Raw genomic sequence first — 25,792 nt, 5'->3', positions numbered from 1 at the left:
TGGTAAGCCTTCCCCCTGTTCTATGATAAAGCCCGCTCGATGACCGCCATGCGGATCGGCACGCCGTTTGCGATTTGCGTAAAAATTTTCGATTTCTCATGTTCGACCAGTTCGTCGTCGATCTCTACGTTCCGGTTCACCGGAGCCGGATGCATAATGATCGCATGCGGCTGCATGCGGCCGGCCCGCTCCGCAGTCAATCCGTACTGCTCGCGGTACTCCTCCGCCGAGCGGATTATGCCTTTGTCGTGGCGCTCCAGCTGCACGCGGAGCATCATCACGACGTCGGCCTTAAGCGCTTCTTCGAAGGATACGTACGGCGCGTACTCGCCAAGCTCCCGCGCCTGCATATTGTCCGGCGCGCAGAACTTCACGTTCGCGCCGAGCGCCCGCAGTCCCCACAGGTTCGAACGGGCGACCCTGCTGTGCAAAATATCGCCGACGATCGCAACCGTCAGCCCCTTGATGTCGCCGAAATGTTTGCGCATCGTGTACAAATCAAGCAGCGCCTGCGTTGGATGCTCGTTATTGCCGTCCCCCGCGTTGATGAGCGGCACTTTGATTTTTTCCGCCAACTCCTGCAGAATGCCGGTCGGCTTCAGGCGGATGACTCCTGCGTCGATGCCCATCGACTCCAAAGTCCGGACGGTATCGTAAATGGACTCGCCTTTTTGCACGCTGGATTCCGCAGCCGAGAAATTCAGCACCTCCGCGCCAAGCCTTTTTTGCGCCAGTTCGAAAGAGAAACGGGTTCGCGTGCTGTTTTCAAAAAAGAGGTTCGCCACGAATCGGCCCTGCAGCTCTTTCGTCACCTTCGACGGATGCTGCTCCCAGTAGGCGGCGCGATCCAAAATGCCGGTGATCTCCTGTGCGTCAAGCCCTTTCAGACCCAAGAAATGTTTCGTCGTTTGTACGCCCGCGATGCTCATTCCTGTTTCCCCCTATGCTGTAAAATGATCACTTGATCCTTATTGTCAATTTCCGTCAACTGCACTTCAATCTTTTCGCTTTTCGAAGTGGGAACGTTTTTGCCTACATAATCGGGCCGGATCGGCAGTTCGCGGTGCCCTCTGTCGATCAGTACGGCCAGTTGTATCATCTGCGGCCGGCCGAGGTCGATCAGCGCATCCATCGCCGCCCTCACGGTGCGGCCCGTGAACAGCACGTCGTCGAACAGAATCACTCTTTTATCCTGGATGTGCAGCTTGCCGCCTTCCTGGACGTTGTCCACCGACTTCACCTTAATCCGGTCGTCGCGGTACGAAGTGATGTCGATTTCCCCGACGGGAACCGGCACGCCCTCGATGTCCAAAATCCGCTCCGCCACGCGTTTGGCCAAATAAATCCCTCTGGTCCGAATTCCGATCAGCGTGCACGTCTCTACGCCTTTATTCTTTTCCAGTATTTCGTGCGCAATCCGCGTCAACGCTCTGCGAATTCCCATTTCGTCCATAATGCTGTGTTCAGCTGTCTCGTCCATCCAATCCGCCTCCCAAAAAGTTTTGCACCGGCAAAACTCGCTTCGTAAGCTTCAGCTTGCAGAGAAACTAAAAAACTCCTCGCCATCGTTCGGCAAGGAGTTACTTGTGCGCACGCAGAGACAGACCGGGGCATGAGGGCATATGCATCCCTCAAGCTTATCACATGGACGAACCACCTGTTCGCCCGCGTGCCGTCTTCTCGTTACGATTACCTTGCCAGCCTCTCTGGACTGTTTTTAAAGGTACTTATTCATTTGATAGAATTATGCCATTTTCGACATGAGAAGTCAACCATTAAATACCTAAAGGGCCAGGCGGACTCCGTCCGGCATATCCTGTATTTGCTTAGCAGCCTTTATGATCTTGCAAAAGCAGTTTCTCCAGCGCTTTCAATCCGGCGCGGATTTGCTCGCGGTCTTCTTCGCCGACCTGTTCCATGCGTGCGGCCAAAGCGGCATCCAGCAGCATGGGGCGCTTGTGCAACAAATACGATTCGACATTTTTAGTCATATATATCCGTATAAACCGTTTGTCGTTTTCGTCCGTGCGCCTTTCGACCATGTTCTTTTTCTCCAGCCTGTCCACAATGCCCGAGATCGTGCTGTGCGCAAGCCCGAGCTTCTGGCTCAACTGCTTCAGCGACAGGCCCGGATGGTGGTTTACATGATTAAGAACGGCACCCTGCACCAGCGTTATGCTTTCCTGCTCTCCGTCCTGGTCGACGGAACGTTCCACACATTTTATATATTTGAACAGTCTGGCCACTGTCGTACGGATATATGTAGCGTCTTCTTCTATTCTATACATGCAAAATCGATCCCCTTCCGAGTAAAGAAACCTCTTATTGACAAAAATGATTATAGCACATACCATATATTTCGTATACGACATATCGCACACGTTATATTCTTTTCGAATTTTATTCATTATTTATGAAGGGAACGATGAGCACATTATGTTCCAACTGTTTCGCTATTTGAAGCCGTATAAGTTTCAAGTTGCCGGCGTCATCGCTTTCATGCTGCTTCAGTCGCTTGCCCAGCTGTATTTGCCCACCCTGCTCGCCGACATCGTCGACACCGGCGTCGTGAAGGGGGATATTCCGTTCATCCTGAAATTCGGGGCCTACATGCTGTTCGTCGCTCTGGGAGCCACGATATGCGTTTTTATCGCCAGTTACATGCTCGCCAGAACCGCGACAGGCTTCGGCCGGGATTTGCGGCGCAGCGTGTTCGCCCATGTCGAAAGCTTTTCGCTTGGCGAGTTCGACAAGCTCGGCACTTCCTCTTTGATTACTCGCACGACCAACGATATCGCGCAGGTCCAGCAGGTCATCGTGATGCTGCGCATGTTTATCGGAGCTCCTGCGATGCTCGTAGGCGGCGTGATCATGTCGATATACAAAGACGCCAAGCTCGCTCTGGTCATTATCGCCGTCATTCCGATTCTAACGTTCGCAATCATCGCCATTATGCGTAAAGGCATACCGCTTTTCAAAGCGATGCAAGTCAAAATCGACCAGATCAATCTCGTGCTCCGCGAGCATTTGACAGGCATCCGCGTCATTCGCGCGTTCAACCGGACGGACAACGAAAAAAAGAAATTTGAAAAAGCGAATCTCGATTTTACGCAAACCGCCGTCAAAGTGAACATTCTCATGTCTACGATGATGCCGCTGATGATGCTCGTATTTAATTTGGCCGTCGTCGTCATCCTCTGGTTCGGGGGCATCCGGATCGACCAGAACGACATGCAGATCGGCGATTTGATCGCGTTCATCCAATACGCCATGCAGATTATGTTCTCGATGTTTATGATGACGATGATTTTCGTCATGATTCCCCGGGCATCGGCGTCGGCCATCCGCATTAACGAAGTGCTCCGGACCGAATCGGCCATCAGCAGCGCAGCGGACGCCCTTCCGTTCGCGCAAAACCGCAATCGGGGGCTCATCGAGTTTCAGGATGTGACCTTCAGCTATCCCGGCGCCGAGCAGCCGGCTATCCGGGGTTTGAGCTTCCGCGCCGAGCCGGGGCAAGTGACCGCGATTATCGGCGGAACGGGCTCCGGCAAGTCGACCCTCCTGCATTTACTGCTGCGGTTCTACGATGCCGAGAGCGGCCGTATTGCGATTGACGGGGTCCCTATTCAATCTTTGCAGCTCGAAAGCTTGCGCGAAAGCATCGGCTACGTGCCGCAAAAAGCCGTCCTTTTTTCCGGCACCGTTGCCGATAATATCCGTTTCGGCTGTGAGACCGCATCGGACGAGGAAGTGAAGCAAGCCGCCCGGACTGCGCAGGCCGACGAGTTTATTGAGCAGATGCAGGACGGCTATCAATCGCTCATTTCCCAAGGGGGAACGAACCTGTCCGGCGGCCAAAAACAGCGCCTGTCGATCGCCCGCGCGTTGGCCAGAAAACCGGGCATCTACGTGTTCGACGACAGCTTCTCCGCGCTCGATTACAAAACCGATGCCAATCTGCGCAGGGCGCTAAAAGAAGAAATCACGCACGCCACGATGCTGATTGTCGCCCAACGGGTAAGCACGATTATGGACGCAGACCGGATCATTGTGCTTGAGGACGGACAAATGGTGGGCATCGGAAGCCATGACGAGCTGCTGCGCACCTGCAAGGTATACCAGGAAATCGTCGCCTCTCAGCTTTCGGAGGAGGATATCGCATGAGTGAAAAACGCAAAGCCAACGAATCGTCCGCAGGAGTCGGGCCGGCGCATTTCGGGCGCGGCGGCATGGGCGGTATGGGCAGACCCGTACAAAAGGCCAAAAACTTCAAAGCTACGCTGCAGCGGCTGCTCGGCTACATGAAGCCTTACCGCCTGCAGCTGGCACTTGTGCTTCTGATGGCGGTTCTCAGCACCCTGTTCAGCATTATCAGCCCGAAGCTGATGGGCAACGCAACGACCAAGCTTTTCGAAGGTTCCATGGAAAAGCTGAAAGGCATCGCAGGCACCGGCATCGATTTTAACGCCATCGCCCAAATCGTGATCCTGCTTGCCGTTCTGTATGTGCTCAGCGCTCTGTTCGGCTATTTTCAGCAGCGTGTTATGGTTACCGTCACGCAAAAAATCGTCTACGATTTGCGCGAACAAGTTAACGACAAGCTCGCCCGCGTGCCGCTCTCCTTCTTCGATTCAAAGAGCCACGGCGATGTGATGAGCCGCGCCACGAACGATGTCGACACGATCAGCTCCACGCTCCAGCAAAGCTTGACGCAGTTGATTACGTCGATTGTAACGCTGCTGGGCATTATCGTCATGATGCTGACGATAAGTCCGCTTCTGGCGCTCGCAACGATCGCCACGCTTCCGCTCAGCATTTATTGTACGAAATTCATCGCCTCCAGGTCGCAAAAGCATTTTGCCGGCCAGCAAAAAAACCTTGGCGCACTGAACGGCCATGTCGAGGAAATGTTCACCGGACATACGATCGTCAAAGCTTTCGGCCACGAAAGCAAATCGATCGAGCGATTCAACGAAATTAACGAAAAGCTGTATCAGTCCGGCTGGAAAGCGCAATTTATATCCGGTCTGATCTTTCCGCTGATGAGCTTTATCGGCAATATCGGTTTTGTGCTGGTCAGTGTGATCGGCGGAATTATGGTGACCCACGGTTCGATCAAAATCGGCGATATCCAGGCTTTTATCCAATATTCCGGGCAGTTCGGCATGCCGATTACCCAGGTAGCCAACATCGCTAACGTCATCCAGTCCACCATCGCGGCGGCGGAGCGCGTATTCGAACTGTTGGATGAACCTGAGGAACAGCAGGATGCCGCCGACGCCAAAACCGTTGCACATGTCTCAGGACGGGTGCAATTCGAAAACGTCAAGTTTGCCTATAAGGAAGATGCGCCGCTGATTACCGACATGAACATCGACGTGCAGCCCGGGCAGACGGTTGCCATCGTCGGACCGACGGGCGCAGGCAAAACGACGATCGTCAACCTGCTCATGCGCTTTTACGAGCTGCAGGGCGGTCGCATCGCCATAGACGGCGTCGATTCACGGCAAATGACGCGCAGTCACCTGCGCGGGCTGTTCGGCATGGTGCTGCAGGACACATGGCTGTTCAACGGGACGATCCGCGACAACATCGCCTACGGCCGCGAAGGAGCGACCGAAGAGCAGATCGTGAGCGCAGCCAGGGCGGCTTACGCCGATCACTTTATCCGCACGCTGCCAGAAGGATATGATACGGTTTTGAACGAAGAGGCTTCGAACATATCGCACGGCCAGAAGCAGTTGCTGACGATCGCGCGTGCCATACTGGCCGACCCGCCGATTCTCATTTTGGACGAAGCGACGAGCAGCGTCGATACGCGGACCGAGGTTTCGATCCAGCGGGCGATGAACAACTTGATGCAGGGACGCACCAGCTTTGTGATCGCCCACCGCCTGTCCACGATACGCGACGCCGACCTGATACTCGTCATGAATCAGGGGTCCGTCATCGAACAGGGCACGCACGAACAGCTCCTGGCGCAAAACGGCTTCTACGCCGAACTGCACAACAGCCAATTCGTCCACGCTGCAGCCAATCCGAACGCCGGATAGTCCGGGTGGCGGATTGCGGGCTGGCATGTTCGCGCGGCAACACGTGCGATTCTCCCAGTGCGTTGCGCGTGCACGGGGCGGGTCAGCCCAGGGTCAGCCCTCGCCCCCACCCTACTCCTCTCCTGCACGGGCTGCGGCGATGAAGCAGAGGCACTAGGCGGCTTGGCAGGGAAATGCCTGCAAAAGTGCAGGTTTTTTCCTTAAAAACGGTTCGTCTTGGCGGAAAGCCTGCGATTGTGCAGGAATTTTCGATGAAAACGGTCCAGAACCCCAGTTCGTGACGAAAAGCCTGCACATTTGCAGGAATTTTTCGTTGCCGGCGTATCAACCGGGCAAAAACTGTATTTTTGCAGGTTTTCTTTGCTCAACTAGGCAGATTTGTGCGACCGGCTTTGGCGTGTGGGTTTCCGGGCAGACTGACGACTTTTCGCGGGTTTTCTGCGCATTTACAGCATTGGCGGCGTTGACAGCTCTAGCTGCACTGATCGCATTGGCTGTACAGGTTGCAATGGCAACACTTGCAGCGTTGATAGTGTTGGCAGCATTGGCGCACTGGTGGCGTTAGCGGCATTCGCAGCATTGGCGATATTGCCGGCACTGGCCGCATTGGCGGTATTGCCGTCTTTGTCTTGCACCGCCCCGCATTAGCTGCACTTGACTGCACTGGCCGCAAGCAACATCGGCTGCGTTGGTATACGCACCGTAAGGACAATCTCAACCCTGACGCTCTGTTGTCAGGGTTGCTCTTTTATAATAGAACGTGAGCAATTCATCCGGCGGTCCTTCGCAAGTTACGTCTCGAGACCGAGGAGCCGGACTGGTCTTCGCATGTACAATGAGGGACGTGGAGAAATGAAAGTAACGCGCACGCAACGCATATCAAAGGAGTGACAAGTTCAATGACAGCAACGCAAAACAAAGTAGGTTTCATCATCGCGGGCCTGCTGCTTTCGATTCTGATGTCTTCGATGGACAATACGATCGTCGCAACGGCTATGGGAACGATCGTCGCCAAGCTCGGGGGCTTCGACAAGTTTATTTGGGTAACGTCGGCTTACATGGTAGCCGAGATGGCCGGTATGCCGATTTTCGGCAAGCTGTCCGATATGTATGGCAGGAAGCGGTTTTTCATATTCGGCATGATCGTATTTCTGCTCGGTTCCATCCTGTGCGGGACCGCTCAAAGCATCGTTCAGCTCAGCATTTACCGCGCCATTCAAGGTATTGGCGGCGGCGCGCTGATTCCGATTGCGTTCACGATTATTTTTGACGTGATTCCGCCGGAGCAGCGGGGCAAAATTACCGGTCTGTTCGGCGCAACTTTCGGGCTGTCCAGCATATTCGGGCCGCTGCTCGGCTCCTACATCACCGATTACATCGACTGGCGCTGGGTGTTCTACATCAACCTGCCGCTCGGCATACTGTCCTTCATCTTCATTGCCGTCCATTACAAAGAATCGCCGATCCACTCGAAACAGCGAATCGATTGGCTTGGCGCAGCAACACTCGTCGGGGCGGTCGTCTGCCTCATGTTCGGTCTTGAGCTAGGAGGCAACAAATACGCTTGGGACTCGCCGCCCATTCTCGGTTTATTTGCCGGCTTCGCCGTTCTGCTGGTCACATTTCTGTGGGCGGAGACGAAAGCCCAGGAGCCTATTCTCTCCTTCTCCATGTTCCGCGACCGCCTGTTCGGCGGCAGCACGCTGGTCGGGCTTTGCTACGGCATCGCTTTTATCGTATCGACGGTTTACATCCCGATCTATATACAGGGCGTAGCGGGCGGAAGCGCGACGAACTCGGGCCTGATCCTGCTGCCCATGATGCTCGGCGTCGTGGCCTCAAGCCAGATCGGCGCCGTCCTGGCCGGTAAATTCGGCTACCGCAACGTTATGCTCGTCTTCGGCGCTATTTTCCTGATCGCCATCATCTTGTTGACGACGTTGACGGCATCCACTCCGCGATGGCTCATTACCGTCTACATGGTGATCGCCGGCTTCGGCACAGGCGCCTCCTTCTCCGTGCTGGGCATGGCCGCCATCCATAACATGAGCCCGCTGCAAAGAGGCTCGGCCAACTCTACGCTCTCCTTTGTTAGGGAGCTTGGCATGGCGCTCGGCATTACCGTATACGGCATCATCCAGCGCAATAACTTCACGCACAAAATGGCCGACGCGCTGGGCGGGACCGGGCCAATGCCGGCCGGGGCCGCGAGCGATCCGCGCGCCCTGCTCGATCCGCAGACGAGAGCGCAAATCCCGACACCGGTTCTCGATAAAATTACCGGCATACTCTCTTCTTCCATTACGCACGCTTTCACCTGGGCGATCGTCCCGGCCGTATTTGTGATCGTGTTCATGTTCTTCCTTACAAACGACAAGATCGGCACTGCCGGACAAAATAAAAAACAAAGCGCAGCCTGACGGCCGCCGGCGGTTCCCGATCCCGGGAGCCGCATTTTTTTGGCTTGTCCATACAAACGCATTGGCTGAAACGCTCCCTTTCTGATAATATAGGAGAGTCAACCCAAATCAATAAGGAGATGTCAAACATGAGTGAAATGAACACCCTGGAAATTATTCAATTTATTAAAGAAAGCAAAAAAAAGACTCCTGTTAAAGTATATGTAAAAGGAAACCTGGATTCCATCGACTTCGGTGAAGGCTCCCAGTCCTTCGTATCAGGCGGAAGCGGCGTCGTTTTCGGTGAGTGGAGCGTCATTCAGCCCGTTTTGGAGCAAAACAAAGCGCTGATCGAAGATTATGTCGTTGAGGCCGACCGCCGCAACTCCGCGATTCCGATGCTTGACCTGAAACCGATCAATGCCCGCATCGAGCCAGGCGCGGTTATCCGCGACAAAGTGCACATCGGCGACAATGCGGTCATCATGATGGGCGCCCTCATTAACATCGGCGCTTCCGTTGGCGACGGCACGATGATCGACATGAACGCAGTGCTTGGCGGAAGAGCGCAGATCGGCAAAATGTGTCACATCGGTGCAGGCGCAGTCGTAGCAGGCGTAATCGAGCCGCCTTCCGCACAGCCGTGCGTCATTGAAGACGATGTGCTCGTCGGAGCCAACGCGGTCATTCTGGAAGGCGTCCGCATCGGCAAAGGCTCTGTCGTTGCCGCCGGAGCCGTCGTCACGCAGGATGTCGAGGAATATACCGTCGTAGCGGGCGCGCCAGCCAGAGTGATCAAAAAAGTGGACGACAAAACGAAGTCCAAAACGGAAATTTTGCAAGATCTTCGCACGCTGTAAAGCACTCTGGGGGGATTCGCCATGCATAGCCCATTTATCGAACTGCGCAGGCAGCTCCATCAAATTCCGGAGCCCGGCTTTCAGGAATTTGAAACGCAGCGGCTGCTTTTGGACTATTTGGCCGGCCTGCCTCAGGACAGAATGACGATCCGCACTTGGCGTACCGGCATTCTGGTTCATATCGCGGGGACTGCTCCTTCGAAGCGGTTCGGGTATCGCGCGGATATGGACGGGCTGCCTATAACGGAAGAGACTTCTCTTCCGTTCCCTTCCCGGCATCCGGGTTATATGCACGCTTGCGGCCACGACCTGCACATGTCCATCGGTATGGGCGTCGTTTCTCATTTTGCGCATCATCCGATGAAAGACAACCTTGTCGTGCTCTTCCAGCCTGCCGAAGAAGGTCCCGGAGGCGCTTTGCCGATGCTTGCCGCCGAGGAGCTGCAGGACTGGAAGCCCGATCAGATCGTAGCGCTGCATATAGCGCCGGAGTATCCCGTAGGCACGATTGCCACGAAGCCGGAAATTTTGTTCGCCAATACGTCTGAACTTTTCATCGACCTGCTCGGCAAAGGCGGTCACGCCGCTTACCCGCATCAGGCGAACGATATGATCGTAGCGGCTTCGCAAATGGTCGGCCAATTGCAAACGATCGTGTCCCGCAACGTGAATCCGCTCGATTCGGCCGTCATTACGATCGGCAAAATGGAAGCCGGCACGAAGCAAAACATCATCGCCGAGAAAGCCCGCCTGGAAGGGACGATCCGCACCCTGTCCGCCGCCTCCATGGCCAACGTCAAAAAACGGATCGAAGCCGTAGCGGCCGGGATCGAAGGCTCGTTCGACTGCCGGGTGTCCATCAACTACGGCTCCAACTACCGCCAGGTGTACAACGATCCGCCGTTGACGCTGGAATTTATGGAGTGGCTGCGCGGCAGCGGCAAAGCCAATCTCGTGGAATGCACGGAAGCGATGACCGGCGAAGATTTCGGCTACTTTTTGGAGCAAATCCCGGGCTTCATGTTCTGGCTTGGCGTCGAAACGCCGCATGGACTGCACCACGCCAAAATAGAGCCCGACGAACGTGCTATCGGCATCGCCATCGAGACGATCACTTCGTATTTGCTGTACAAATCGAGCCAGTCATAAAGCGAAAAAAGCCTCCGCAACCACCGGTGTAGAACCCGTGTCGGTGCGAAGGCTTTTTTTCTTACCACATAAGAATGTTTAAGTTCTTACAGCGCTAAAGCGTGTAGAACGGCATTCTTATTGGCGAATAAACCTACCTCTAAACGCGGTCGCTCATCTTCGAACGACCTCGATAGAGGTTTATCTCATTTCAGCTTGCCGACAAAACGCTCCAGACGGTCCAGCGATTGCTCCAGCACTTCCTGCGAATACGCGTAGGAAATGCGCATGTAGCTTTCCCCGTATGAGGTGAACGCATCGCCCGGCACGACGGCGACTTTCTCTTCCTGAAGCAGCCGCAGCGCAAACTCTTCCGATTTCAGCCCGAATCTGGCGATGGAGGGGAACAGGTAAAAAGCCCCCTTCGGCTTTTCCAGCTCGAAGCCCATCGCGATCAGCCGATCGTACACATAGTCTCTGCGGGCTTCGTAAGCTTGCCGCATCGGCAGCGCGTCGTCCACACCGTTCGTCAATGCTTCGAGCGCCGCATATTGGCTTACCGAACTGGCGCATGTCACGTTATACTGATGAACCTTGACCATATGCCCGGTCAAATATGCCGGAGCAAAAACAAACCCGATCCGCCAGCCTGTCATCGCATGAGACTTGGAAAGACCGTTAATGACAATCGTCTTCTCGCGCAGCTTGCCCATCGCAGCGATGGACCGGTGGCTGTCCCCGTAAATCAGCTCGCTATAAATTTCATCAGATAAAATAAATAAGTCCTTATCTTCCAGCAAATGAGCCAGCTCCGTGAGTTCCTGTTCCGAAAGCACATGTCCCGTCGGATTGGACGGATAACAGAGGATCACGCAGCGCGTGCGCTCTGTAAGATGCGGCTCCAGCAAATCCGCTGTACATTTCAAACCGTTCGCGCGCGTATCCACATAGACCGGAACGCCCCCTGCCAGCCGGATTAACGGCTCGTAGCCCGGGTAGATCGGCGCCGGGATAATGACTTCCGCACCTGGCGTAAGAATGGTGCGCAGGGCGATATCGACGGCTTGGCTCGCCCCGACGGTCACTATAACTTCATCGGCCGCCCGGTAGTCCAGGCCGTATTTATTCCGGACGAAGCGGGACGCCGCTTCGCGCAGTTCCGGCAAGCCGGGATTGGGCGTATAGACCGTCTTGTTTTGCTCCAATGCTTGCTGTCCTGCTTCGATAATATGCCGCGGAGTCGGAAAATCCGGCTGGCCGATCGTCAGCGTCAGCGCGCCGGGAATCGTGCTTACAAGATTGGAAATTTTGCGGATGCCCGATATTTGAATTTCCTTCACTTGCGGATTGATTAAATGTTCCATCCGTTTCTCCCCTCTGCCTATGGAAACGCTGCGGCTTCCTTACTTTAAGGTATGGATCAGATGCTCCATATCCGCAGGAAGCGGCGCTTCGAACTGCATCGTTACCCCTGTTCGCGGATGCACGAAACCGAGTACCGCGGCATGCAGCGCTTGGCCTTCCATCAGCATTCCCTTGCTTTTGCCGTACATCGGATCTCCGACGAGCGGGTGGCCGATGAATTTCATATGAACGCGAATCTGGTGCGTTCTCCCTGTCTCCAGCTTCAGCTCGACGAGCGTGAAGTCCCCAAAACGCTCCAGAACGAGAAAATGCGTGACCGCGTGCTTGCTGTTTTTGTCCGTCACGGTGTACATCTTGCGGTCGTGGGAATCGCGCCCGATTGGAGCGTCGATCGTGCCGTGCTCATGCTGAATGGTGCCGTGAACCAAGGCGATATATTTGCGGTTGACGGTGTGAGCTTTCAACTGCTCGGCGAGGCTTGCATGGGCTTTGTCGTTTTTGGCGGCCATGATGAGGCCCGACGTATCTTTGTCGATGCGGTGTACGATGCCCGGGCGCAGCTCGCCGTTGATGCCCGACAAATCCTTGCAGTGATACAGCAAGGCGTTGACCAGCGTGCCGGAATAATGTCCCGGCGCAGGATGAACGACAAGGCCCCGCGGCTTGTTGATGACGATCACATCGGAATCCTCATAGACGACTTCCAGCGGGATCGGTTCGCCGGTCAATTCCGCATCCGTCGGCTCCGGAATCGTGAGCACGATATGATCGTTCTCCGACAGCTTGTAGTTCGGCTTGACCGGCCGGCCGTTGACCGCCGCGTGCCCGTCCTTCAGCCATTGCTGTACTTGCGTCCGCGAAACTTCTTCTTCCAACGATTCGGTAATGAATTTATCGATGCGTTCACCCGTGTACTCGGCCGAGACGCTCCACTCCGCCGGATCAGGTGAGGTCTGGTTTGTGCTCATGTCCGGCTCCTTTTTTCTCTCTTCTTGCCGTCAGTATGGAATCCAGGAATATCAGGATGACCCCGATCACGATGGCCGAATCCGCAAGGTTGAAGATCGGATAAATATAATAGATCGCCTTGCCGAACAACGAAAAGTCAAACGTAAATTGCAGAAAATCGACGACTTCCCCGAACAGCGCGCGGTCGAGAAAATTGCCTAACGCCCCGCCCAGCAGCAGGCTTAGCGCAAATGAAAGCAGGCCCTTGCCCTCGCGAATCGTGCGTCTGATATACCATAGAATCCCTATGACGACAACTAGTGTCACGATAATGAAAAACCATCTTTGATTTTGCAAAATGCCGAAGGCCGCTCCGCGGTTGCGATGAGAAGTGATGACGAAAAATTCTCCGATCACCGAGCGTTCTTCGCCGAGCGGAATCTTTTGTACGATAACCCATTTGGTAGCCTGATCGAGCAAAAAAACGATAAGCGCGTAAATATAATATTTCACTTTATTTCCTCCTAGGTCCCTGATATACAAGGAATTACCTCACTAAAAAAAGCTTCCGTTCGGAACTATAACGTTATGGAACACCTGTAGGAAAGGAGCTGTACTTATGAACCATTTAACCGAGCAGCAAATTCGCGAATTGCATCTGCAGCTGTTGGAGGAAAAACTTGATCTCGAACGGCATTTCGACCGGAACGGCAATTTCGGTTTGTCCAGCTCTTTTATCGAAAATACCGGCGAACTGTCCATGTACGACAACCATCCCGGCGACATCGCTTCGGAAATTTACGAGCGCGGGAAAGACATTTCACTGAACGAACATGCCGGATTTCAGCTTATGCAAGTTGACGAAGCGCTGGAGCATATGGACAAAGGCGATTACGGCCTATGCGTTTTTTGCCAAGCTCCTATTCCATTCGAACGGCTTCAAGCCATTCCGACTACCGTATACTGCATCCGGCATGTGCCGGATCCTCACGAGTCCGAACGCAGACCTGTCGAGGAAAAGCTGCTTTCCCCACCGTTCGGCAGAACGAGTCTGGACGAACTTGACGGGCAAAACCAGTTCGACGGCGAGGACGCGTGGCAAATCGTGGAAAGTTGGGGAACTTCCAACACTCCCGCTTTTGCCGAAGACCCGAATGTCGACGACTATAAGGACATGTACATCGAAGCCGACGAACACGAAGGTTTTGTCGAATCGTTTGAAAGCTTCGTAGCGACCGACTTATACGGCGAACATGTGACGATCGTCAGAAGCAAAGCGTACCGGGACTACATGAGCAGCGGCGAAGGCGATCCTCTGCTCGAACTCGGACCTGATGCAGAGAACGTGGATGACCAAAATTGAACAGGACAAACGAGCTTCGCCGCCGGCGTCAGCTCGTTTGCTTCTTTGTCCCGCTACTCGTGATAATGAGCGGCAACAACCTCACTGCATCGGACGCAAAGAGTCGGATGCTCTTTATTTTGCCCAACTTCAGGAGTAACTATCCAGCAGCGCTCGCACTTCTCGCCTTCCGCCACAGTTACCTGAATCGTGACATCCTTCGCCGCATACCCGTCCTGCGGCTTCGGAGCCGACGGCTCGTGGACAGTCACGGCGGAAACGATAAACAATTGATCGAGCTGCTCCAGCCTGCTCAGCAGGCTGTGAACGGCCTCGTTCGGATACAGATGAACGGCCGCCCCCAATGAATTGCCGATCACTTTCTCTTTGCGCGCTTCTTCCAAAGCTTTCAGCACTTCGTCGCGCACATCGAGGAAGCTGTTCCACTTCTCTTCCAGCTCCGCATCATACAAATCCGCCTGCACTTCAGGCAGCTCGGCGATCTGCACGCTGCTCAATCCCGCTTCAGGAATGTACTTCCAGACCTCATCCGCGGTATGCGGCAAAATCGGCGAAATTAATGTTGTAATTGCCGTAAGCGCGTCATACAGCACCGTTTGGGAAGCTTTACGCGCGGCATCGTTCGGCGCGCCTGCGTACATGCGATCCTTGATGACGTCCAGATAGAACGAGCTCATCTCGACGGCGCAGAAATGATGAATCACCTGATAGACAACGTGGAATTCGTAAGCCTCATAGGCTTTTACCACTTTGTCGATCATACGGTTTAAACGAATCAGAGCAAACCGGTCCAGCTCGGACATTTGCTCCGGAGCCACACGGTCGGCAGCCGGGTTAAAATGGCTCAAGTTCCCGAGCAAGAAGCGCAAAGTGTTGCGGATTTTGCGGTATACTTCCGTCGTCTGGTTCAAAATGTTATCCGAAATCCGGTGATCGGATTGGTAATCGACGGAAGACACCCACAGCCGGAGAATATCCGCTCCGAGCTTGTTGCACACCTGGCTCGGATCAATCGTGTTGCCGATCGATTTGGACATTTTGCGGCCTTCACCGTCAAGCGTAAAGCCGTGGCTCAAAATGCCTTTGTACGGAGCCTGTCCGCGCACGGCAACGCCGGTGATCAGCGACGAGTTGAACCAGCCGCGGTATTGGTCGGAGCCTTCCAAATACAGGTCGGCCGGCCATTGCAGCTCCGGACGGGTCTCCAGAACGCCGGCATGGCTGGACCCGGAATCAAACCATACGTCCATAATGTCCGTTTCCTTGCGGAAGCGGTCATGGCCGCATTTGGCGCATACCGTTCCTTCCGGCAGCAGCTCATGCTCGTCCTTGATAAACCACGAATTCGAGCCTTCCTTGGCGAACAGCCCGGCCACATGCTCAATGGTCTGCTCGTTGACCAGCGGCTCGTTGCAGCTGCGGCAGTAAAAAATCGGAATCGGCACACCCCATGTGCGCTGCCGCGAAATACACCAATCGCCGCGCTCGGCGATCATGTTGTGCAGCCTGACTTCACCCCAGTTGGGCGTCCATTTGACCTTTTTGATCTCATCCAGCATCTCCTGCCGGAATTTATCGATCGAAGCGAACCACTGCTCCGTCGCACGGTAGATGACCGGTTTCTTCGTCCGCCAGTCGTGCGCGTATTGGTGCTTGATTTCGCCCGCTTTCAGCAGCAGACCCGACTCCTGCAGCATCTCGACGATGACCTTGCTGCCTTTTTCATAAAAAAGCCCTTCAAAACCGGGTGCTTCCGCCGTAAAATGGCCCTGATCGTCCACCGGGCAAAGCACGCCGATCCGGTAGCGCTGGCCGATGACGAAGTCGTCCTCGCCATGTCCCGGAGCGGTATGCACGCAGCCGGTACCGGCTTCAAGCGTGACGTGCTCGCCGACCATGACGAGAGATTCCCTGTCATAAAAAGGATGCTTGCACGTTACATACTCCAGTTCGCTGCCCTTGACGGTAGACAGCACTTCGTAGTCCGTCCAGCCAATCTCCTTGGCGGCCGTTTCCAGCAGCCCTTGCGCCAGCACATACTTTTTGCCGGCCGCCTGCACGACCGTGTAATCAAATTCAGGGTGCAAGCTGATGCCCAGATTGGCCGGAAGCGTCCATGGCGTCGTCGTCCAGATGACGATGGAAGCGTCCTGCGGCAGTTTGCCTTTGCCGTCTTGAACCGGGAACGCGACATAAATCGAAGTCGATACTTTCTCTTTGTACTCGATCTCGGCCTCGGCGAGCGCGCTTTCCGACGACGGAGACCAATAAACAGGCTTCAGGCCTTTGTAAATGTAGCCTTTTTGCACCATTTGGCCGAATACGCGAATTTGCTGCGCTTCGTACTCCGGCTGCAGCGTAATATAAGGATTTTGCCAATCGCCCCGGATGCCCAGGCGCTGGAATTGGCTCTTTTGCTTGTCGACCCATTGCAGCGCATACTCTTTGCAGTACTCGCGGAACTCGTGTACGGACATTTTTTTGCGGTCGACTTTGCCGTTGTTGGCGATCGCCTGTTCGATCGGCAGCCCGTGCGTGTCCCAGCCCGGAACGTAAGGCGCGTCGTAGCCCTGCAGCGTTTTGAATCGTACGATAATATCTTTCAGCACCTTGTTCAGCGCATGTCCGATATGAATGTCACCGTTCGCATACGGAGGCCCGTCATGAAGCACGAATTTCGGCTTGCCTTTGCGGCTCTCCCGAACTTTCGCGTAAATGTCCTCGGCTGCCCACTGCTCTTGAATTTTCGGCTCCGCCTGAGGCAGATTGCCTCTCATCGGAAATTCGGTTTGCAATAAATTCAATGTTTTTCCGTAATCCATTCGTTCCACTTCCTTTAGAAATTTCAACTGCCCACAAACAAAAAAAGCTCCCATCCCCAAAGGGACGAGAAGCTCTGCTCGCGGTACCACCCTCGTTAAAAAGCATACGCAGCGTTCGCGATATGCCTCGCGCTTCGGCTGCTCTTTCACTCGATCATGGATAACGGCATGACCCGATTCTCTCTACTCGGCTTCGAGAGATGCTCCTGGGGGATATTCGGCACGCTGCAGAGGTTAGGCTCACACCAAATCCCTAACTCGCTGGCACTGCGGTTACGTCCTACTCGGTCCAGTCATCGCTTTGCTGCGATACATTTAACAGGAGTATAACGAATTCGCCAAGCTTAGTCAATACGACCTGCCCTTACGGTTCGCTATGATCCATCTGCATGCTGTTCCAGCCCTCGTTATTGAGAAGCTCCAGCTGCGCTTCCAGCAAAGTCCGAAAACGCGTGCGGTAAATGGAAGCCTGCTTTTTCAGCTCTTCGATTTCCAATGCAACCTTACGCGAGCGCGTCAATGCTTCGTTAATAATGCGGTCGGCGTTCTTCTCCGCCTCTTTAAGAATCAGCTGCGCTTCTTTCTTCGAATTGTTCTTCAGTTCGTCGGCTGCTTCCTGGGCTACGATAATCGTTTTGCTTAACGTTTCTTCGATATGGGCAAAATGGTCAAGACGTTCCTGCAGCGCAACCGTCTGATTGTGCAGATCTTTATTTTCACGGATAAGCGCTTCATAATCCTTGATCACCTGATCCAGGAACTCGTTGACCTGATCCTCATCATAACCGCGGAATGAACGGGAAAATTCCTTGTTATGTATGTCCAATGGCGTTAGTGGCATTGGTGCACCTCCTTTGTAAACATAGCAGAATAATAATCAACAAAAAGCTTCGTATGTATATCCCGATTCCACCCAACGGCGGATATCAGTATCCTGCATGTTCAGTTCGACATAAAATAAGAAATTCCTGCAAATCCGCATATATCGTGTCCAATTTCAGGCATACTTGCCGATCTTCACACGCATTCTGCCTTTTTTTGTAATCCCTTCCACTTCAAGCACCTTAAACCGTCCGAAGCCTTGAAGGGACACCATATCGCCCTCCTTCAGCTGTTTGCTCGGATCTTCCTCGACCTTCCAGTTGACGCGGCAGCGGCCGGCCTGGATCGGAATCAGCACCTTGGCGCGGCTCAAGCGGAATACGTCGCTGACGATTCCATCCATGCGCATCGAAGCGACGGACAGATTCAGTTCGTCCAGCTGCACTGAGGCGATCTGCAGTTTATCCAGCGGAAGCAGCTCCGTCTGGACATGCACGCGGTGCACCTGGGATAAGTGCAGATGCAAGTAATCGGCGGCCTCCTCTGCGACCAGGCAGTGGCAGCCTCCCTCTATAACATGAATATCGCCAATCTTGTCCCGCTTCATGCCGAGTCCAAGAATGGCGCCCATGTAATCTCCATGTTCCAATGTCAAAAACTTGCCGTCGCCGGACGAAACGGCCAAAACCGCGATTCCCATATCCTCATCGTCCACGGGCCGGTAATCGGGGGCAATGATCGCCCGCTTCCGTTCGGCCCCGGTGTAACCGCCATCCAGACGGCAGTGCACATCGGGATGCCGGTTCGCCAGCGTGCTCAAAATAAAAGCCTGCCTGGGGTCCAGAAAATCCGTCCGTTTTACGGCATGCTGCTCGGCGGACCGCTGCACCCAATCCCACGCTTTGTCAACAAAGTGGTGTTCGTCCGGGTGAAAGTGCGAATAAAGTTCTTTTTGCAAGGTTAAAACGCTCCAACTATAAAAGAAATAATGGTTCGAATGCCCAGAACGACAAAGTGCAGGGCGAGCAAGGCGACGATCGGCGAAAGATCGATGAACCCGATCGAAGGAATAATTTTACGGAACGGCCGTAAATACGGCTCGACGAGCTTGCCCAGCAGCTCTCCGATAAAGCTTTCCCTTGCGTTCGGAAACCAGGAAAGAAGGATGTAGCCGATAATCATGAAGTAATAAATTTGCTCTAAGTAACCTAAAATCACATCAATTTGGTAAAGCACTTGCGCAGTCACCTCAATGTCAGGATATGCGTCTACTCCTCACTCATCATCTCGGAGATATGTCCATGAATATCGACCGAATCGGGCGTGCACAAGAAGATATTCGGCCCCAGTTTGGAAATAGACCCATTTAAAGCATATACCGTTCCGCTCAGGAAATCCACTATACGGACGGCTTGATCCGATCGAACCCGCTGCAGATTGACGATGACCGCTCTTCGGGAACGAAGATGGTCGGCGATATCCTGCGTTTCATCGTACGTGCGCGGTTCGCTGAGCACAACGCGGGCATTTTTTTGCGAATGAATGCTGACGACGTTGGCCTTATTTTTACTACGAATCTCGTATGGATTGGTTTCAGGTTCTTCCGGCTGCTCCACAATCCGTTCGCGTTCGACGACTTCTTCCTCCTCCTGCAGCCCGAGAAAATTCATAAAGCGGTTCATTACACCCATAAGGAATACCTCCTTCTCTATATTGGTTGTACGGTTTCACCCGATTCTTTGACCAAAACTGTCCCCAGGCGCACCATGGTCGCCCCTTCCTCTATCGCCACCTCGAAATCTCCGGACATCCCCATGGACAAGTGCTCGACTGCATAAGGCAGTATGCCTTGTCCGTTCAAACGATCCCGCAGCTCTCTCAATCCGCGAAAAACAGGTCTTGTCGCCTCGGCTTCCAGCTCGTAAGGCGCCATTGTCATCAGGCCTGCTATATGTATATGTTTCAGGTTGTTCACTTCGGCGGCAAAGTCGAAAAGCTCCTCAGGTCTCAAACCGTACTTGGTTTCCTCACCGGATACGTTGACCTGAATGAGGCATTGAACCTGCAACCCTGACGCCGCCGCCTGCTTGTCCAGCTCCTTGGCAAGAGAAAGGCGGTCAAGCGAATGAATGTAAGCAAACTTCCCGATGATATCTTTTACCTTGTTCGTCTGCAAATGTCCGATAAAATGCCAGGTGCCGCGATCGTGCAGCGCCTCCCACTTCGGCTTCACATCCTGCCAGCGGTTCTCCCCGATGTGCAGGACGCCTTCGTCCAGCACCGCTCTGGCCGTCTCGAGCGAGACGTATTTCGTAACAGCTATAAGCATAACCTCTTGCCGCCGGCGGCCGGAACGCTCGCAGGCAGCGGCAATTCGGGCCTCCACCGCGTCAATCTGTCCCCGTAAACTCATCTATTCTGCCACCTCGTTTCCATGCATCACGCGAAATCTTGCCGGTCCGGTTCGGTCATTCCGATCCAAGCGATCATTCTTCCCGTAGAACCGCCTTCTTTTCGATGGGAAAAGAACATATCGGTGCTGCAACTCGTACACAACTGAGTTACTTCGATATGGGACGACAAAATTCCTGCTTGAAGTATCAAAATTCGGTTCAAACCTTGCAGATCGAGCATGTATTTCCCGTTTGCCCGTTCTTGAAGAATAGGTTCGGCAGCCGCTGCGGAAGCATGTATCTCCAGCAAAACTTCCTTCACCCGGCTCGCGACGGTATCGTCCACTTCGTAGCAGCAAACGCCGATCGACGGTCCTATGGCGGCCCGGATGTGCTCCGGCTTGCTACCAAAAGTATTTGTCATTGAGGTTATCGTAGCCATGGCAATTTTTAACACGGTCCCTTTCCAGCCTGCATGCGCAAGCCCTGCCACCCGCTGAACGGGATCGTAAAAATAAATCGGCACGCAATCGGCAAATTGGGCGCACAGGACGATGCCCGCTTCATTCGTAATGAAAGCGTCCCGCGCTTGAATCGCCGCCTCCCGGCTCAAGCGCCCTCGGCCCGCATCGGCTCTTCCAACGAGCTGCACTTCGCAGCCGTGTACCTGCTCGGCGTAAGTAAAGCGGGCGAACGGCAGGCCTAGCGCTTCGGCGATGAGCTCGCGGTTTTGAACGACCCGCTCTGCGGCATCATTGACATGCAGCCCGCAGTTCAGCGTTCCGTAGGGCGCTTCACTTACGCCTCCGTGCCGCGACGTAAATCCGGCGGTCAGCTCCGGAAACTGCCGCATCCAGCTCTCCAGGGCAAAAAGCGTCGGCTTTCCTTCTATAACACGACTAACAAACGGTTCCACGCTCTGTTCCTCTCCCTTATTGCATCTTTGTCTCTACTTTAGCACAAAATGAAAAGACACACGATCTTTGTCCGGCTTGCCCTATCCGGGGTTGCCTGCCCGTGTGCTTGACTTCAAGCGCGAAATTGCTGATTGTACTCGTAAATCTGCTCATTCTCGTCACTTTGCCGGTAAGGCCGCGTATCGTCCAGCTTCACCAGCACGACGTCGGCTCCTATTTTCACGATATGTTTCCACGGAATGATGACATCGGTACCCGATCCGAACAAGCCAAAAAAACGGCTTTGGTTCGGCACGACGATCGATTCGATGCGCCCCTGCCGCAAATCCAGTTCCAAATCGCTGATTTGCCCCAGCTTTTTCCCGTCGACAATATTAATAACGTCCTTCGTTTGAAAATCGGATATTTTCATGAGGCGACACCCTCGCATTTTCTGAAGTTTTTCCGGCTTTGTACTAGTATATGTGGGGTGTGGGCAAAATGTCCTGCCAATCAAAAAAAGACCGTACCGGCCTGTCTAAGCCGATTCGGTCTTTATGAAGGTTCAGGTCTTGACGTGTTTTTGCATCTGGGAAATGGCCGATTTCTCCAGCCTGGAAACTTGCGCCTGCGAAATTCCGATTTCGTCGGCCACCTCCATTTGCGTCTTCCCTTCGAAAAAACGCATGGACAAAATCATTTTTTCCCTGTCGTTCAGCTTCCGCATCGCTTCCCGCAAGGCAATGCCCTCGATCCAGGACATATCCTTGTTGCGCTCGTCGCTGATTTGGTCCATCACGTAGATTGGGTCTCCTCCGTCATGGTAAATCGGCTCGAACAGCGAGACTGGGTCTTGGATCGCGTCTAGCGCGAAGACGACATCTTCTTTCGGAACGTTCAGCGCCTCGGAAATTTCGTATATCGTCGGCTCCCGCGAGTTTTGATTCGTCAGACTGTCTCTCACCTGCAAAGCTTTATAGGCAATATCCCTCAAAGACCGCGAAACGCGGATCGGGTTATTATCGCGCAGGTAGCGGCGGATCTCGCCAATGATCATCGGCACGGCATACGTGGAAAATTTGACGTTCTGGCCCAAATCGAAGTTATCGATCGCCTTCATCAAACCGATGCACCCCACCTGAAAAAGGTCGTCCACAAACTCTCCCCGATTGTTAAATCGCTGAATCACGCTGAGAACCAGTCTAAGGTTCCCGTTCACTAATTTCTCTCTTGCAGTCCGCTCCTGTTTCGTTTGCAGCTCAGCGAATAATTCCCGCATTTCTGCATTGGTCAGAACAGGCAGTTTGGCGGTATCAACACCACATATCTCGACTTTATTTCGGGTCACCGTGATTACCTCCCAAGGAGAAACATTAATGTTAATTATCCCCGCGAACGATTGATTTATTCGCCTTAAAACCCGCCCGGACCCACTTGACAAAAGGGTTTGAACTTGCTCCCTCGCGATAGTCCTGCATTATTTTCGATTCGGGAAGCGAAAAAATTTTTTCAAAGCAAAAAGAGAGGCGCCGGCCCCTCTTCGCTAAACCATCTTATTAAATTCTTTGCGCAGCCTTTTAATAATTCGTTTTTCCAGCCGGGAGATGTAAGATTGGGAGATGCCGAGCAGATCGGCGACATCTTTCTGCGTTTTTTCCTCGCCGTCCTGAAGGCCGAATCGCAGCTCCATAATAATGCGCTCGCGTTCCGTCAGCTTATCCAGCGCTTTATGCAGCAGCTTGCGGTCCACCTGCTCCTCGATGTTGCGGTAAATCGTATCGTTCTCCGTCCCCAGCACGTCGGATAACAGCAGTTCGTTGCCGTCCCAATCGATATTCAGCGGTTCGTCGAACGAAACTTCGGTGCGGATTTTGCTGTTCCTGCGCAAGTACATCAAAATTTCATTCTCGATGCAGCGGGAAGCATAGGTAGCCAGCTTGATCTTCTTCTCCGGATCGAACGTATTCACCGCTTTGATAAGCCCTATCGCGCCAATGGAAACCAGGTCCTCAATGTTGATGCCGGTGTTTTCAAACTTTCTTGCTATATAGACAACCAAACGCAGGTTGCGCTCGATCAGCATAGCACGTATAGCCGCATCCCCCGATGGTAATTTTTCCAATAAATATTCTTCTTCTTCTCTCGTAAGCGGCGGCGGCAGAGCCTCGCTTCCGCCTATGTAATAGATTTCCTCGCCTTTGAGCCCGAGCTTCATCAATATTTTGTAATAAAAAATTTGCAAGAGCAATTTCCACTTCAAGAGCATGTTGGTTTCCTCCTAAGAGTTTTGCGTAAGCAAAACTGACTTCGTAAGCATTCGCTGAGTTTTCCGTAGGAAAACTAACTTCGTAAGCATAGGCTGAGTTTTGCACTAGCAAAACTGACTTCGTAAGCATGTGCCGGGCTCTTTTTCCCCGGTCGAACGGCAATTGAAAGCGTTATCCCGTGGCAACCAAGGTGGGATGTATGATCGCCTGATACGATCCGTCGCTGCAAAGCTTGCCTCCATCCAAACCGATCAGCACTTTGGAGGCCTCGATTTGCTTGTCGTTGTAGGTAATCACCACCTTATCGGGCTTGATGGCCAGCATAAACTGCGTATTGCGGTTAACGCCCCGGTAAGGCACAAGACGCAAACGGTCCTGCCATGCAAATTCCTCCGTCCCGAGGCCGCTGATGATTTGGTCAACGTCAGCCGAACGAATGCGCTGCAGCCATTCTTCCGGCAGCACTTCCCCCCACTCGGACACTTCCATGACCATGACAGGGGTTCGCGTCAACGGATCGTAGAGCTGGTTGCCCGTATCGATCAAACCTCTGCAGGAAGCGGTAAAATCATCCACATAAATGCTTACTTCCGCCAAAAAAGCCGTTAACTCCTCGCGCTGCTTAGTGCTCAGAAACACGGTTCTGAACCACCAGAACATAACGCCGGCTGCAATCACGATGAATACGAGGCCGATCTGCAGCTTGAACGCCACGCCCCCGGCATGGGTAAACAAAAGGCCGTCCATTACATCCGACGAGGACGACAGCACATAATGGATGCCGAATATGCCCCCGGCGACAGAAAAGTTAACCAACAGGAACGTTCCCAGGTTTCGCAAAAAATTTTGTAGGCTGCCGAATCCAAAAGCTGTCATAATCATGCCGATACAAAATATACATTTCACAGAAAATGTATATAGGATGGAAAGCTCCGGAACGAACATTAACACGACATACGAAGCGCCGATACTGGCCGAAAGCGCGATTCTCCACCATTTGAACTTTATTTTCCGGGTCTTCGCCGTCACTGCGAGCATAGCCGCGTCCATCAGAAAGTTCAGCAGGAATATGAGATCCGCATATACGACCACGATTTGCTCACCTCCCCAAGGAAGACGCTTGCGGAGCAAGTTTTCTGACGAAAACTTATTATTTAGGCTCCAGACCAGTATATAGTAATCATATTTCAAAGTCTGTCTAAACTTGCCAGTCGGACGCAACTTTTTTTGTCAGTTGCTGCGGCTTGCCGAAGGCGCTCAAACGGCCCGGAAACGGCAAAAAACCGAAGCCCCAATGTGGCGGGGCTTCGGTTACTATGTGAGCAATGTGTATTTATTTGTCGGTATTCCGCCCGCGATTGCGGAGGAATGTCGGGATGTCCAACTGGTCGTTCGAAGTCTGCGTGCCGAAAGGTCTCAGATTGTTCAAACGATTGTCGCCGGCAGGTTCGGATTGGCCTGCGGAAGGACGTTTGACCTGCGGTTGAGGCTGCACAACTTTATGATCGAAGCCTGTGGCGATAACCGTTACCAGAATTTCGTCCTTGTACCGCTCGTCAATAACCGCACCGAAAATCATGTTCACTTCGATGTCGGAAGCGGAAGCGACGATATCGGCAGCTTCGTTGACTTCATACAAGCTCAGGCTTGTGCCGCCGGTAATATTCATCAGAACGCCGCGAGCGCCTTCGATCGAAGTTTCCAGCAAGGGGCTGGAAATCGCTTTTTTGGCTGCTTCGGCAGCGCGGTTCTCGCCGGTCGCCACGCCGATGCCCATCAGGGCCGATCCGCGCTCGGTCATAATCGTCTTGACGTCTGCAAAGTCCAAGTTAATTAATCCCGGCACCGCAATCAAGTCGGAAATGCCCTGTACCCCTTGACGAAGCACGTTGTCAGCCTGACGAAACGCTTCAAGCATAGGAGTCTTCTTGTCTACGATTTCAAGCAGCCTGTCGTTAGGGATAATAATTAACGTGTCGACTTTCTCTTTCAGAGCGGCAATCCCTTGTTCGGCCTGCATAGAGCGCTTACGACCTTCAAAAGTGAACGGGCGCGTAACGACGCCTACGGTCAAAGCACCGACTTCTTTGGCAATTTCGGCGATGACCGGAGCGGCTCCCGTTCCGGTGCCGCCGCCCATTCCCGCTGTAACGAACACCATGTCGGCGCCGCGCAGCGAGTTTAAAATCATCTCTCTCGACTCTTCAGCCGCTTTCTTGCCGACTTCCGGATTGGCGCCCGCTCCGAGACCTCTTGTAAGCTTGTCCCCGATTTGCAGTTTAATCTCCGCCTGCGCATGATGGAGCGCTTGCGCATCCGTATTTACCGTGATGAATTCGACGCCTCTTACGCCGCCCTCAATCATGCGGTTCACGGCGTTGCTGCCGCCGCCGCCTACTCCAATTACTTTTATTTGAGCCAACTGGTCCATATCCAGATCAAATTCAAACATGTGAGCCATATCCTCCTAACT

25 protein-coding genes and 1 other annotated feature are annotated in these 25,792 nt (G+C 53.5%); of the genes, 7 read left to right on the top strand and 18 right to left on the bottom strand.

The features are described 5' to 3' along the window. Window positions 1-20 precede the first annotated feature (20 nt). The 3 genes from AC6RNO_RS13590 to AC6RNO_RS13580 all read right to left on the bottom strand — a co-directional run bounded on the left by AC6RNO_RS13590 (window position 21) and on the right by AC6RNO_RS13580 (window position 2,288). The gene (locus AC6RNO_RS13590) at window positions 21-929 is read right to left on the bottom strand and encodes an aspartate carbamoyltransferase catalytic subunit (RefSeq protein WP_474684405.1); all 909 of its coding nucleotides are present in this window, start codon (window positions 927-929) and stop codon (window positions 21-23) included. Further along, a complete protein-coding gene (pyrR, locus tag AC6RNO_RS13585; protein ID WP_474684406.1) occupies window positions 926-1,480 on the bottom strand; it encodes a bifunctional pyr operon transcriptional regulator/uracil phosphoribosyltransferase PyrR in 555 nt (184 codons plus the stop codon). The genes AC6RNO_RS13590 and pyrR overlap by 4 nt, the downstream gene beginning before the upstream one ends. A 346-nt stretch (window positions 1,481-1,826) precedes the next feature. Continuing rightward, window positions 1,827-2,288 carry a MarR family winged helix-turn-helix transcriptional regulator gene (locus AC6RNO_RS13580; RefSeq protein ID WP_474684407.1) on the bottom strand — a complete coding sequence of 154 codons (462 nt, stop codon included), beginning with the start codon at window positions 2,286-2,288 and terminating at the stop codon, window positions 1,827-1,829. A gap of 148 nt (window positions 2,289-2,436) precedes the next feature. Here AC6RNO_RS13580 and AC6RNO_RS13575 point away from each other — a divergent pair, with 148 nt between their 5' ends. From AC6RNO_RS13575 to AC6RNO_RS13550, 6 genes are all read left to right on the top strand, one after another. Next, complete coding sequence (locus tag AC6RNO_RS13575) at window positions 2,437-4,167, top strand: ABC transporter transmembrane domain-containing protein (protein ID WP_497105750.1); 1,731 nt, start codon at window positions 2,437-2,439, stop codon at window positions 4,165-4,167. After that, the gene (locus AC6RNO_RS13570) at window positions 4,164-6,056 is read left to right on the top strand and encodes an ABC transporter transmembrane domain-containing protein (protein ID WP_497105749.1); all 1,893 of its coding nucleotides are present in this window, start codon (window positions 4,164-4,166) and stop codon (window positions 6,054-6,056) included. Before AC6RNO_RS13575 ends, AC6RNO_RS13570 begins: the two co-directional genes overlap by 4 nt. A gap of 313 nt (window positions 6,057-6,369) precedes the next feature. After that, window positions 6,370-6,621 carry a hypothetical protein gene (locus AC6RNO_RS13565; RefSeq protein ID WP_497105748.1) on the top strand — a complete coding sequence of 84 codons (252 nt, stop codon included), beginning with the start codon at window positions 6,370-6,372 and terminating at the stop codon, window positions 6,619-6,621. 334 nt (window positions 6,622-6,955) lie between these two features. Continuing rightward, window positions 6,956-8,476: an MDR family MFS transporter gene (locus AC6RNO_RS13560; RefSeq protein ID WP_488435445.1), complete on the top strand. Its 1,521-nt coding sequence runs from the start codon at window positions 6,956-6,958 to the stop codon at window positions 8,474-8,476. Window positions 8,477-8,604: 128 nt separating this feature from the next. Continuing rightward, entirely contained in the window at window positions 8,605-9,315 is a 711-nt protein-coding gene (gene dapD / locus AC6RNO_RS13555) for a 2,3,4,5-tetrahydropyridine-2,6-dicarboxylate N-acetyltransferase (protein ID WP_474684413.1), read from the top strand. Window positions 9,316-9,336: 21 nt separating this feature from the next. Further along, window positions 9,337-10,464, top strand: coding sequence for an amidohydrolase (locus tag AC6RNO_RS13550; protein WP_497105747.1), 1,128 nt, complete (start codon window positions 9,337-9,339; stop codon window positions 10,462-10,464). A gap of 185 nt (window positions 10,465-10,649) precedes the next feature. Here the strand turns inward: AC6RNO_RS13550 and AC6RNO_RS13545 are convergent, their stop codons facing one another. From AC6RNO_RS13545 to lspA, 3 genes are read right to left on the bottom strand one after another with little or no spacing between them, the layout of a single operon-like run. Next, on the bottom strand, window positions 10,650-11,807 hold the full coding sequence (locus AC6RNO_RS13545; protein ID WP_497105746.1) for an aminotransferase A: 1,158 nt from the start codon (window positions 11,805-11,807) through the stop codon (window positions 10,650-10,652). 39 nt (window positions 11,808-11,846) lie between these two features. Continuing rightward, entirely contained in the window at window positions 11,847-12,776 is a 930-nt protein-coding gene (locus tag AC6RNO_RS13540) for an RluA family pseudouridine synthase (protein WP_474684416.1), read from the bottom strand. Continuing rightward, window positions 12,751-13,269 carry a signal peptidase II gene (gene lspA, locus AC6RNO_RS13535; RefSeq protein WP_474684417.1) on the bottom strand — a complete coding sequence of 173 codons (519 nt, stop codon included), beginning with the start codon at window positions 13,267-13,269 and terminating at the stop codon, window positions 12,751-12,753. Before lspA ends, AC6RNO_RS13540 begins: the two co-directional genes overlap by 26 nt. Before the next feature lie 106 nt (window positions 13,270-13,375). Here lspA and AC6RNO_RS13530 point away from each other — a divergent pair, with 106 nt between their 5' ends. Next, the gene (locus AC6RNO_RS13530; RefSeq protein ID WP_497105745.1) at window positions 13,376-14,119 is read left to right on the top strand and encodes a TraR/DksA C4-type zinc finger protein; all 744 of its coding nucleotides are present in this window, start codon (window positions 13,376-13,378) and stop codon (window positions 14,117-14,119) included. A gap of 53 nt (window positions 14,120-14,172) precedes the next feature. Here AC6RNO_RS13530 and ileS read toward each other — a convergent pair whose 3' ends face one another. The 12 genes from ileS to ftsZ form a co-directional block, all read right to left on the bottom strand. Then, complete coding sequence (ileS, locus tag AC6RNO_RS13525) at window positions 14,173-16,941, bottom strand: isoleucine--tRNA ligase (RefSeq protein WP_497105744.1); 2,769 nt, start codon at window positions 16,939-16,941, stop codon at window positions 14,173-14,175. Between the two features lie 57 nt (window positions 16,942-16,998). Beyond that, window positions 16,999-17,247 (bottom strand) — a binding site (T-box leader). A gap of 58 nt (window positions 17,248-17,305) precedes the next feature. Beyond that, entirely contained in the window at window positions 17,306-17,782 is a 477-nt protein-coding gene (locus AC6RNO_RS13520; RefSeq protein WP_474684420.1) for a DivIVA domain-containing protein, read from the bottom strand. 156 nt (window positions 17,783-17,938) lie between these two features. Continuing rightward, complete coding sequence (locus AC6RNO_RS13515) at window positions 17,939-18,721, bottom strand: YlmH family RNA-binding protein (protein ID WP_488435450.1); 783 nt, start codon at window positions 18,719-18,721, stop codon at window positions 17,939-17,941. Between the two features lie 2 nt (window positions 18,722-18,723). Then, entirely contained in the window at window positions 18,724-18,999 is a 276-nt protein-coding gene (locus AC6RNO_RS13510; RefSeq protein ID WP_488435451.1) for a YggT family protein, read from the bottom strand. A gap of 32 nt (window positions 19,000-19,031) precedes the next feature. Next, window positions 19,032-19,454, bottom strand: a complete 423-nt coding sequence (locus AC6RNO_RS13505) for a cell division protein SepF (protein ID WP_474684423.1) — start codon at window positions 19,452-19,454, stop codon at window positions 19,032-19,034. A 17-nt stretch (window positions 19,455-19,471) separates the two neighbouring features. After that, entirely contained in the window at window positions 19,472-20,176 is a 705-nt protein-coding gene (locus AC6RNO_RS13500) for a YggS family pyridoxal phosphate-dependent enzyme (RefSeq protein WP_474684424.1), read from the bottom strand. A 26-nt stretch (window positions 20,177-20,202) separates the two neighbouring features. Then, the gene (gene pgeF, locus AC6RNO_RS13495; protein ID WP_497105743.1) at window positions 20,203-21,072 is read right to left on the bottom strand and encodes a peptidoglycan editing factor PgeF; all 870 of its coding nucleotides are present in this window, start codon (window positions 21,070-21,072) and stop codon (window positions 20,203-20,205) included. A gap of 113 nt (window positions 21,073-21,185) precedes the next feature. After that, window positions 21,186-21,485: a YlmC/YmxH family sporulation protein gene (locus tag AC6RNO_RS13490; protein ID WP_488435453.1), complete on the bottom strand. Its 300-nt coding sequence runs from the start codon at window positions 21,483-21,485 to the stop codon at window positions 21,186-21,188. Window positions 21,486-21,617: 132 nt separating this feature from the next. Further along, complete coding sequence (gene sigG / locus AC6RNO_RS13485) at window positions 21,618-22,400, bottom strand: RNA polymerase sporulation sigma factor SigG (protein ID WP_474684427.1); 783 nt, start codon at window positions 22,398-22,400, stop codon at window positions 21,618-21,620. Window positions 22,401-22,595: 195 nt separating this feature from the next. Then, complete coding sequence (gene sigE, locus AC6RNO_RS13480) at window positions 22,596-23,318, bottom strand: RNA polymerase sporulation sigma factor SigE (protein WP_474684428.1); 723 nt, start codon at window positions 23,316-23,318, stop codon at window positions 22,596-22,598. 172 nt (window positions 23,319-23,490) lie between these two features. Beyond that, complete coding sequence (gene spoIIGA / locus AC6RNO_RS13475; RefSeq protein ID WP_497105742.1) at window positions 23,491-24,411, bottom strand: sigma-E processing peptidase SpoIIGA; 921 nt, start codon at window positions 24,409-24,411, stop codon at window positions 23,491-23,493. 241 nt (window positions 24,412-24,652) lie between these two features. Then, complete coding sequence (gene ftsZ / locus AC6RNO_RS13470; RefSeq protein ID WP_474684430.1) at window positions 24,653-25,771, bottom strand: cell division protein FtsZ; 1,119 nt, start codon at window positions 25,769-25,771, stop codon at window positions 24,653-24,655. Between the last annotated feature and the right edge of the window lie 21 nt (window positions 25,772-25,792).

This window comes from Paenibacillus sp. sgz302190 (assembly GCF_059820445.1).
The sequence above is the reverse complement of the archived record's forward strand: the minus strand, read 5'-3'. Positions and strand labels throughout refer to the sequence as shown.

Coding starts and splice junctions, on each gene's coding strand:
- AC6RNO_RS13590 (WP_474684405.1), bottom strand. CDS start 929: ATGAGCATCGCGGGCGTACAAACGACGAAACATTTCTTGGGTCTGAAA.
- pyrR (WP_474684406.1), bottom strand. CDS start 1,480: ATGGACGAGACAGCTGAACACAGCATTATGGACGAAATGGGAATTCGC.
- AC6RNO_RS13580 (WP_474684407.1), bottom strand. CDS start 2,288: ATGTATAGAATAGAAGAAGACGCTACATATATCCGTACGACAGTGGCC.
- AC6RNO_RS13575 (WP_497105750.1), top strand. CDS start 2,437: ATGTTCCAACTGTTTCGCTATTTGAAGCCGTATAAGTTTCAAGTTGCC.
- AC6RNO_RS13570 (WP_497105749.1), top strand. CDS start 4,164: ATGAGTGAAAAACGCAAAGCCAACGAATCGTCCGCAGGAGTCGGGCCG.
- AC6RNO_RS13560 (WP_488435445.1), top strand. CDS start 6,956: ATGACAGCAACGCAAAACAAAGTAGGTTTCATCATCGCGGGCCTGCTG.
- dapD (WP_474684413.1), top strand. CDS start 8,605: ATGAGTGAAATGAACACCCTGGAAATTATTCAATTTATTAAAGAAAGC.
- AC6RNO_RS13550 (WP_497105747.1), top strand. CDS start 9,337: ATGCATAGCCCATTTATCGAACTGCGCAGGCAGCTCCATCAAATTCCG.
- AC6RNO_RS13545 (WP_497105746.1), bottom strand. CDS start 11,807: ATGGAACATTTAATCAATCCGCAAGTGAAGGAAATTCAAATATCGGGC.
- AC6RNO_RS13540 (WP_474684416.1), bottom strand. CDS start 12,776: ATGAGCACAAACCAGACCTCACCTGATCCGGCGGAGTGGAGCGTCTCG.
- AC6RNO_RS13530 (WP_497105745.1), top strand. CDS start 13,376: ATGAACCATTTAACCGAGCAGCAAATTCGCGAATTGCATCTGCAGCTG.
- ileS (WP_497105744.1), bottom strand. CDS start 16,941: ATGGATTACGGAAAAACATTGAATTTATTGCAAACCGAATTTCCGATG.
- AC6RNO_RS13520 (WP_474684420.1), bottom strand. CDS start 17,782: ATGCCACTAACGCCATTGGACATACATAACAAGGAATTTTCCCGTTCA.
- AC6RNO_RS13505 (WP_474684423.1), bottom strand. CDS start 19,454: ATGGGTGTAATGAACCGCTTTATGAATTTTCTCGGGCTGCAGGAGGAG.
- AC6RNO_RS13500 (WP_474684424.1), bottom strand. CDS start 20,176: ATGAGTTTACGGGGACAGATTGACGCGGTGGAGGCCCGAATTGCCGCT.
- AC6RNO_RS13490 (WP_488435453.1), bottom strand. CDS start 21,485: ATGAAAATATCCGATTTTCAAACGAAGGACGTTATTAATATTGTCGAC.
- sigE (WP_474684428.1), bottom strand. CDS start 23,318: ATGCTCTTGAAGTGGAAATTGCTCTTGCAAATTTTTTATTACAAAATA.
- ftsZ (WP_474684430.1), bottom strand. CDS start 25,771: ATGTTTGAATTTGATCTGGATATGGACCAGTTGGCTCAAATAAAAGTA.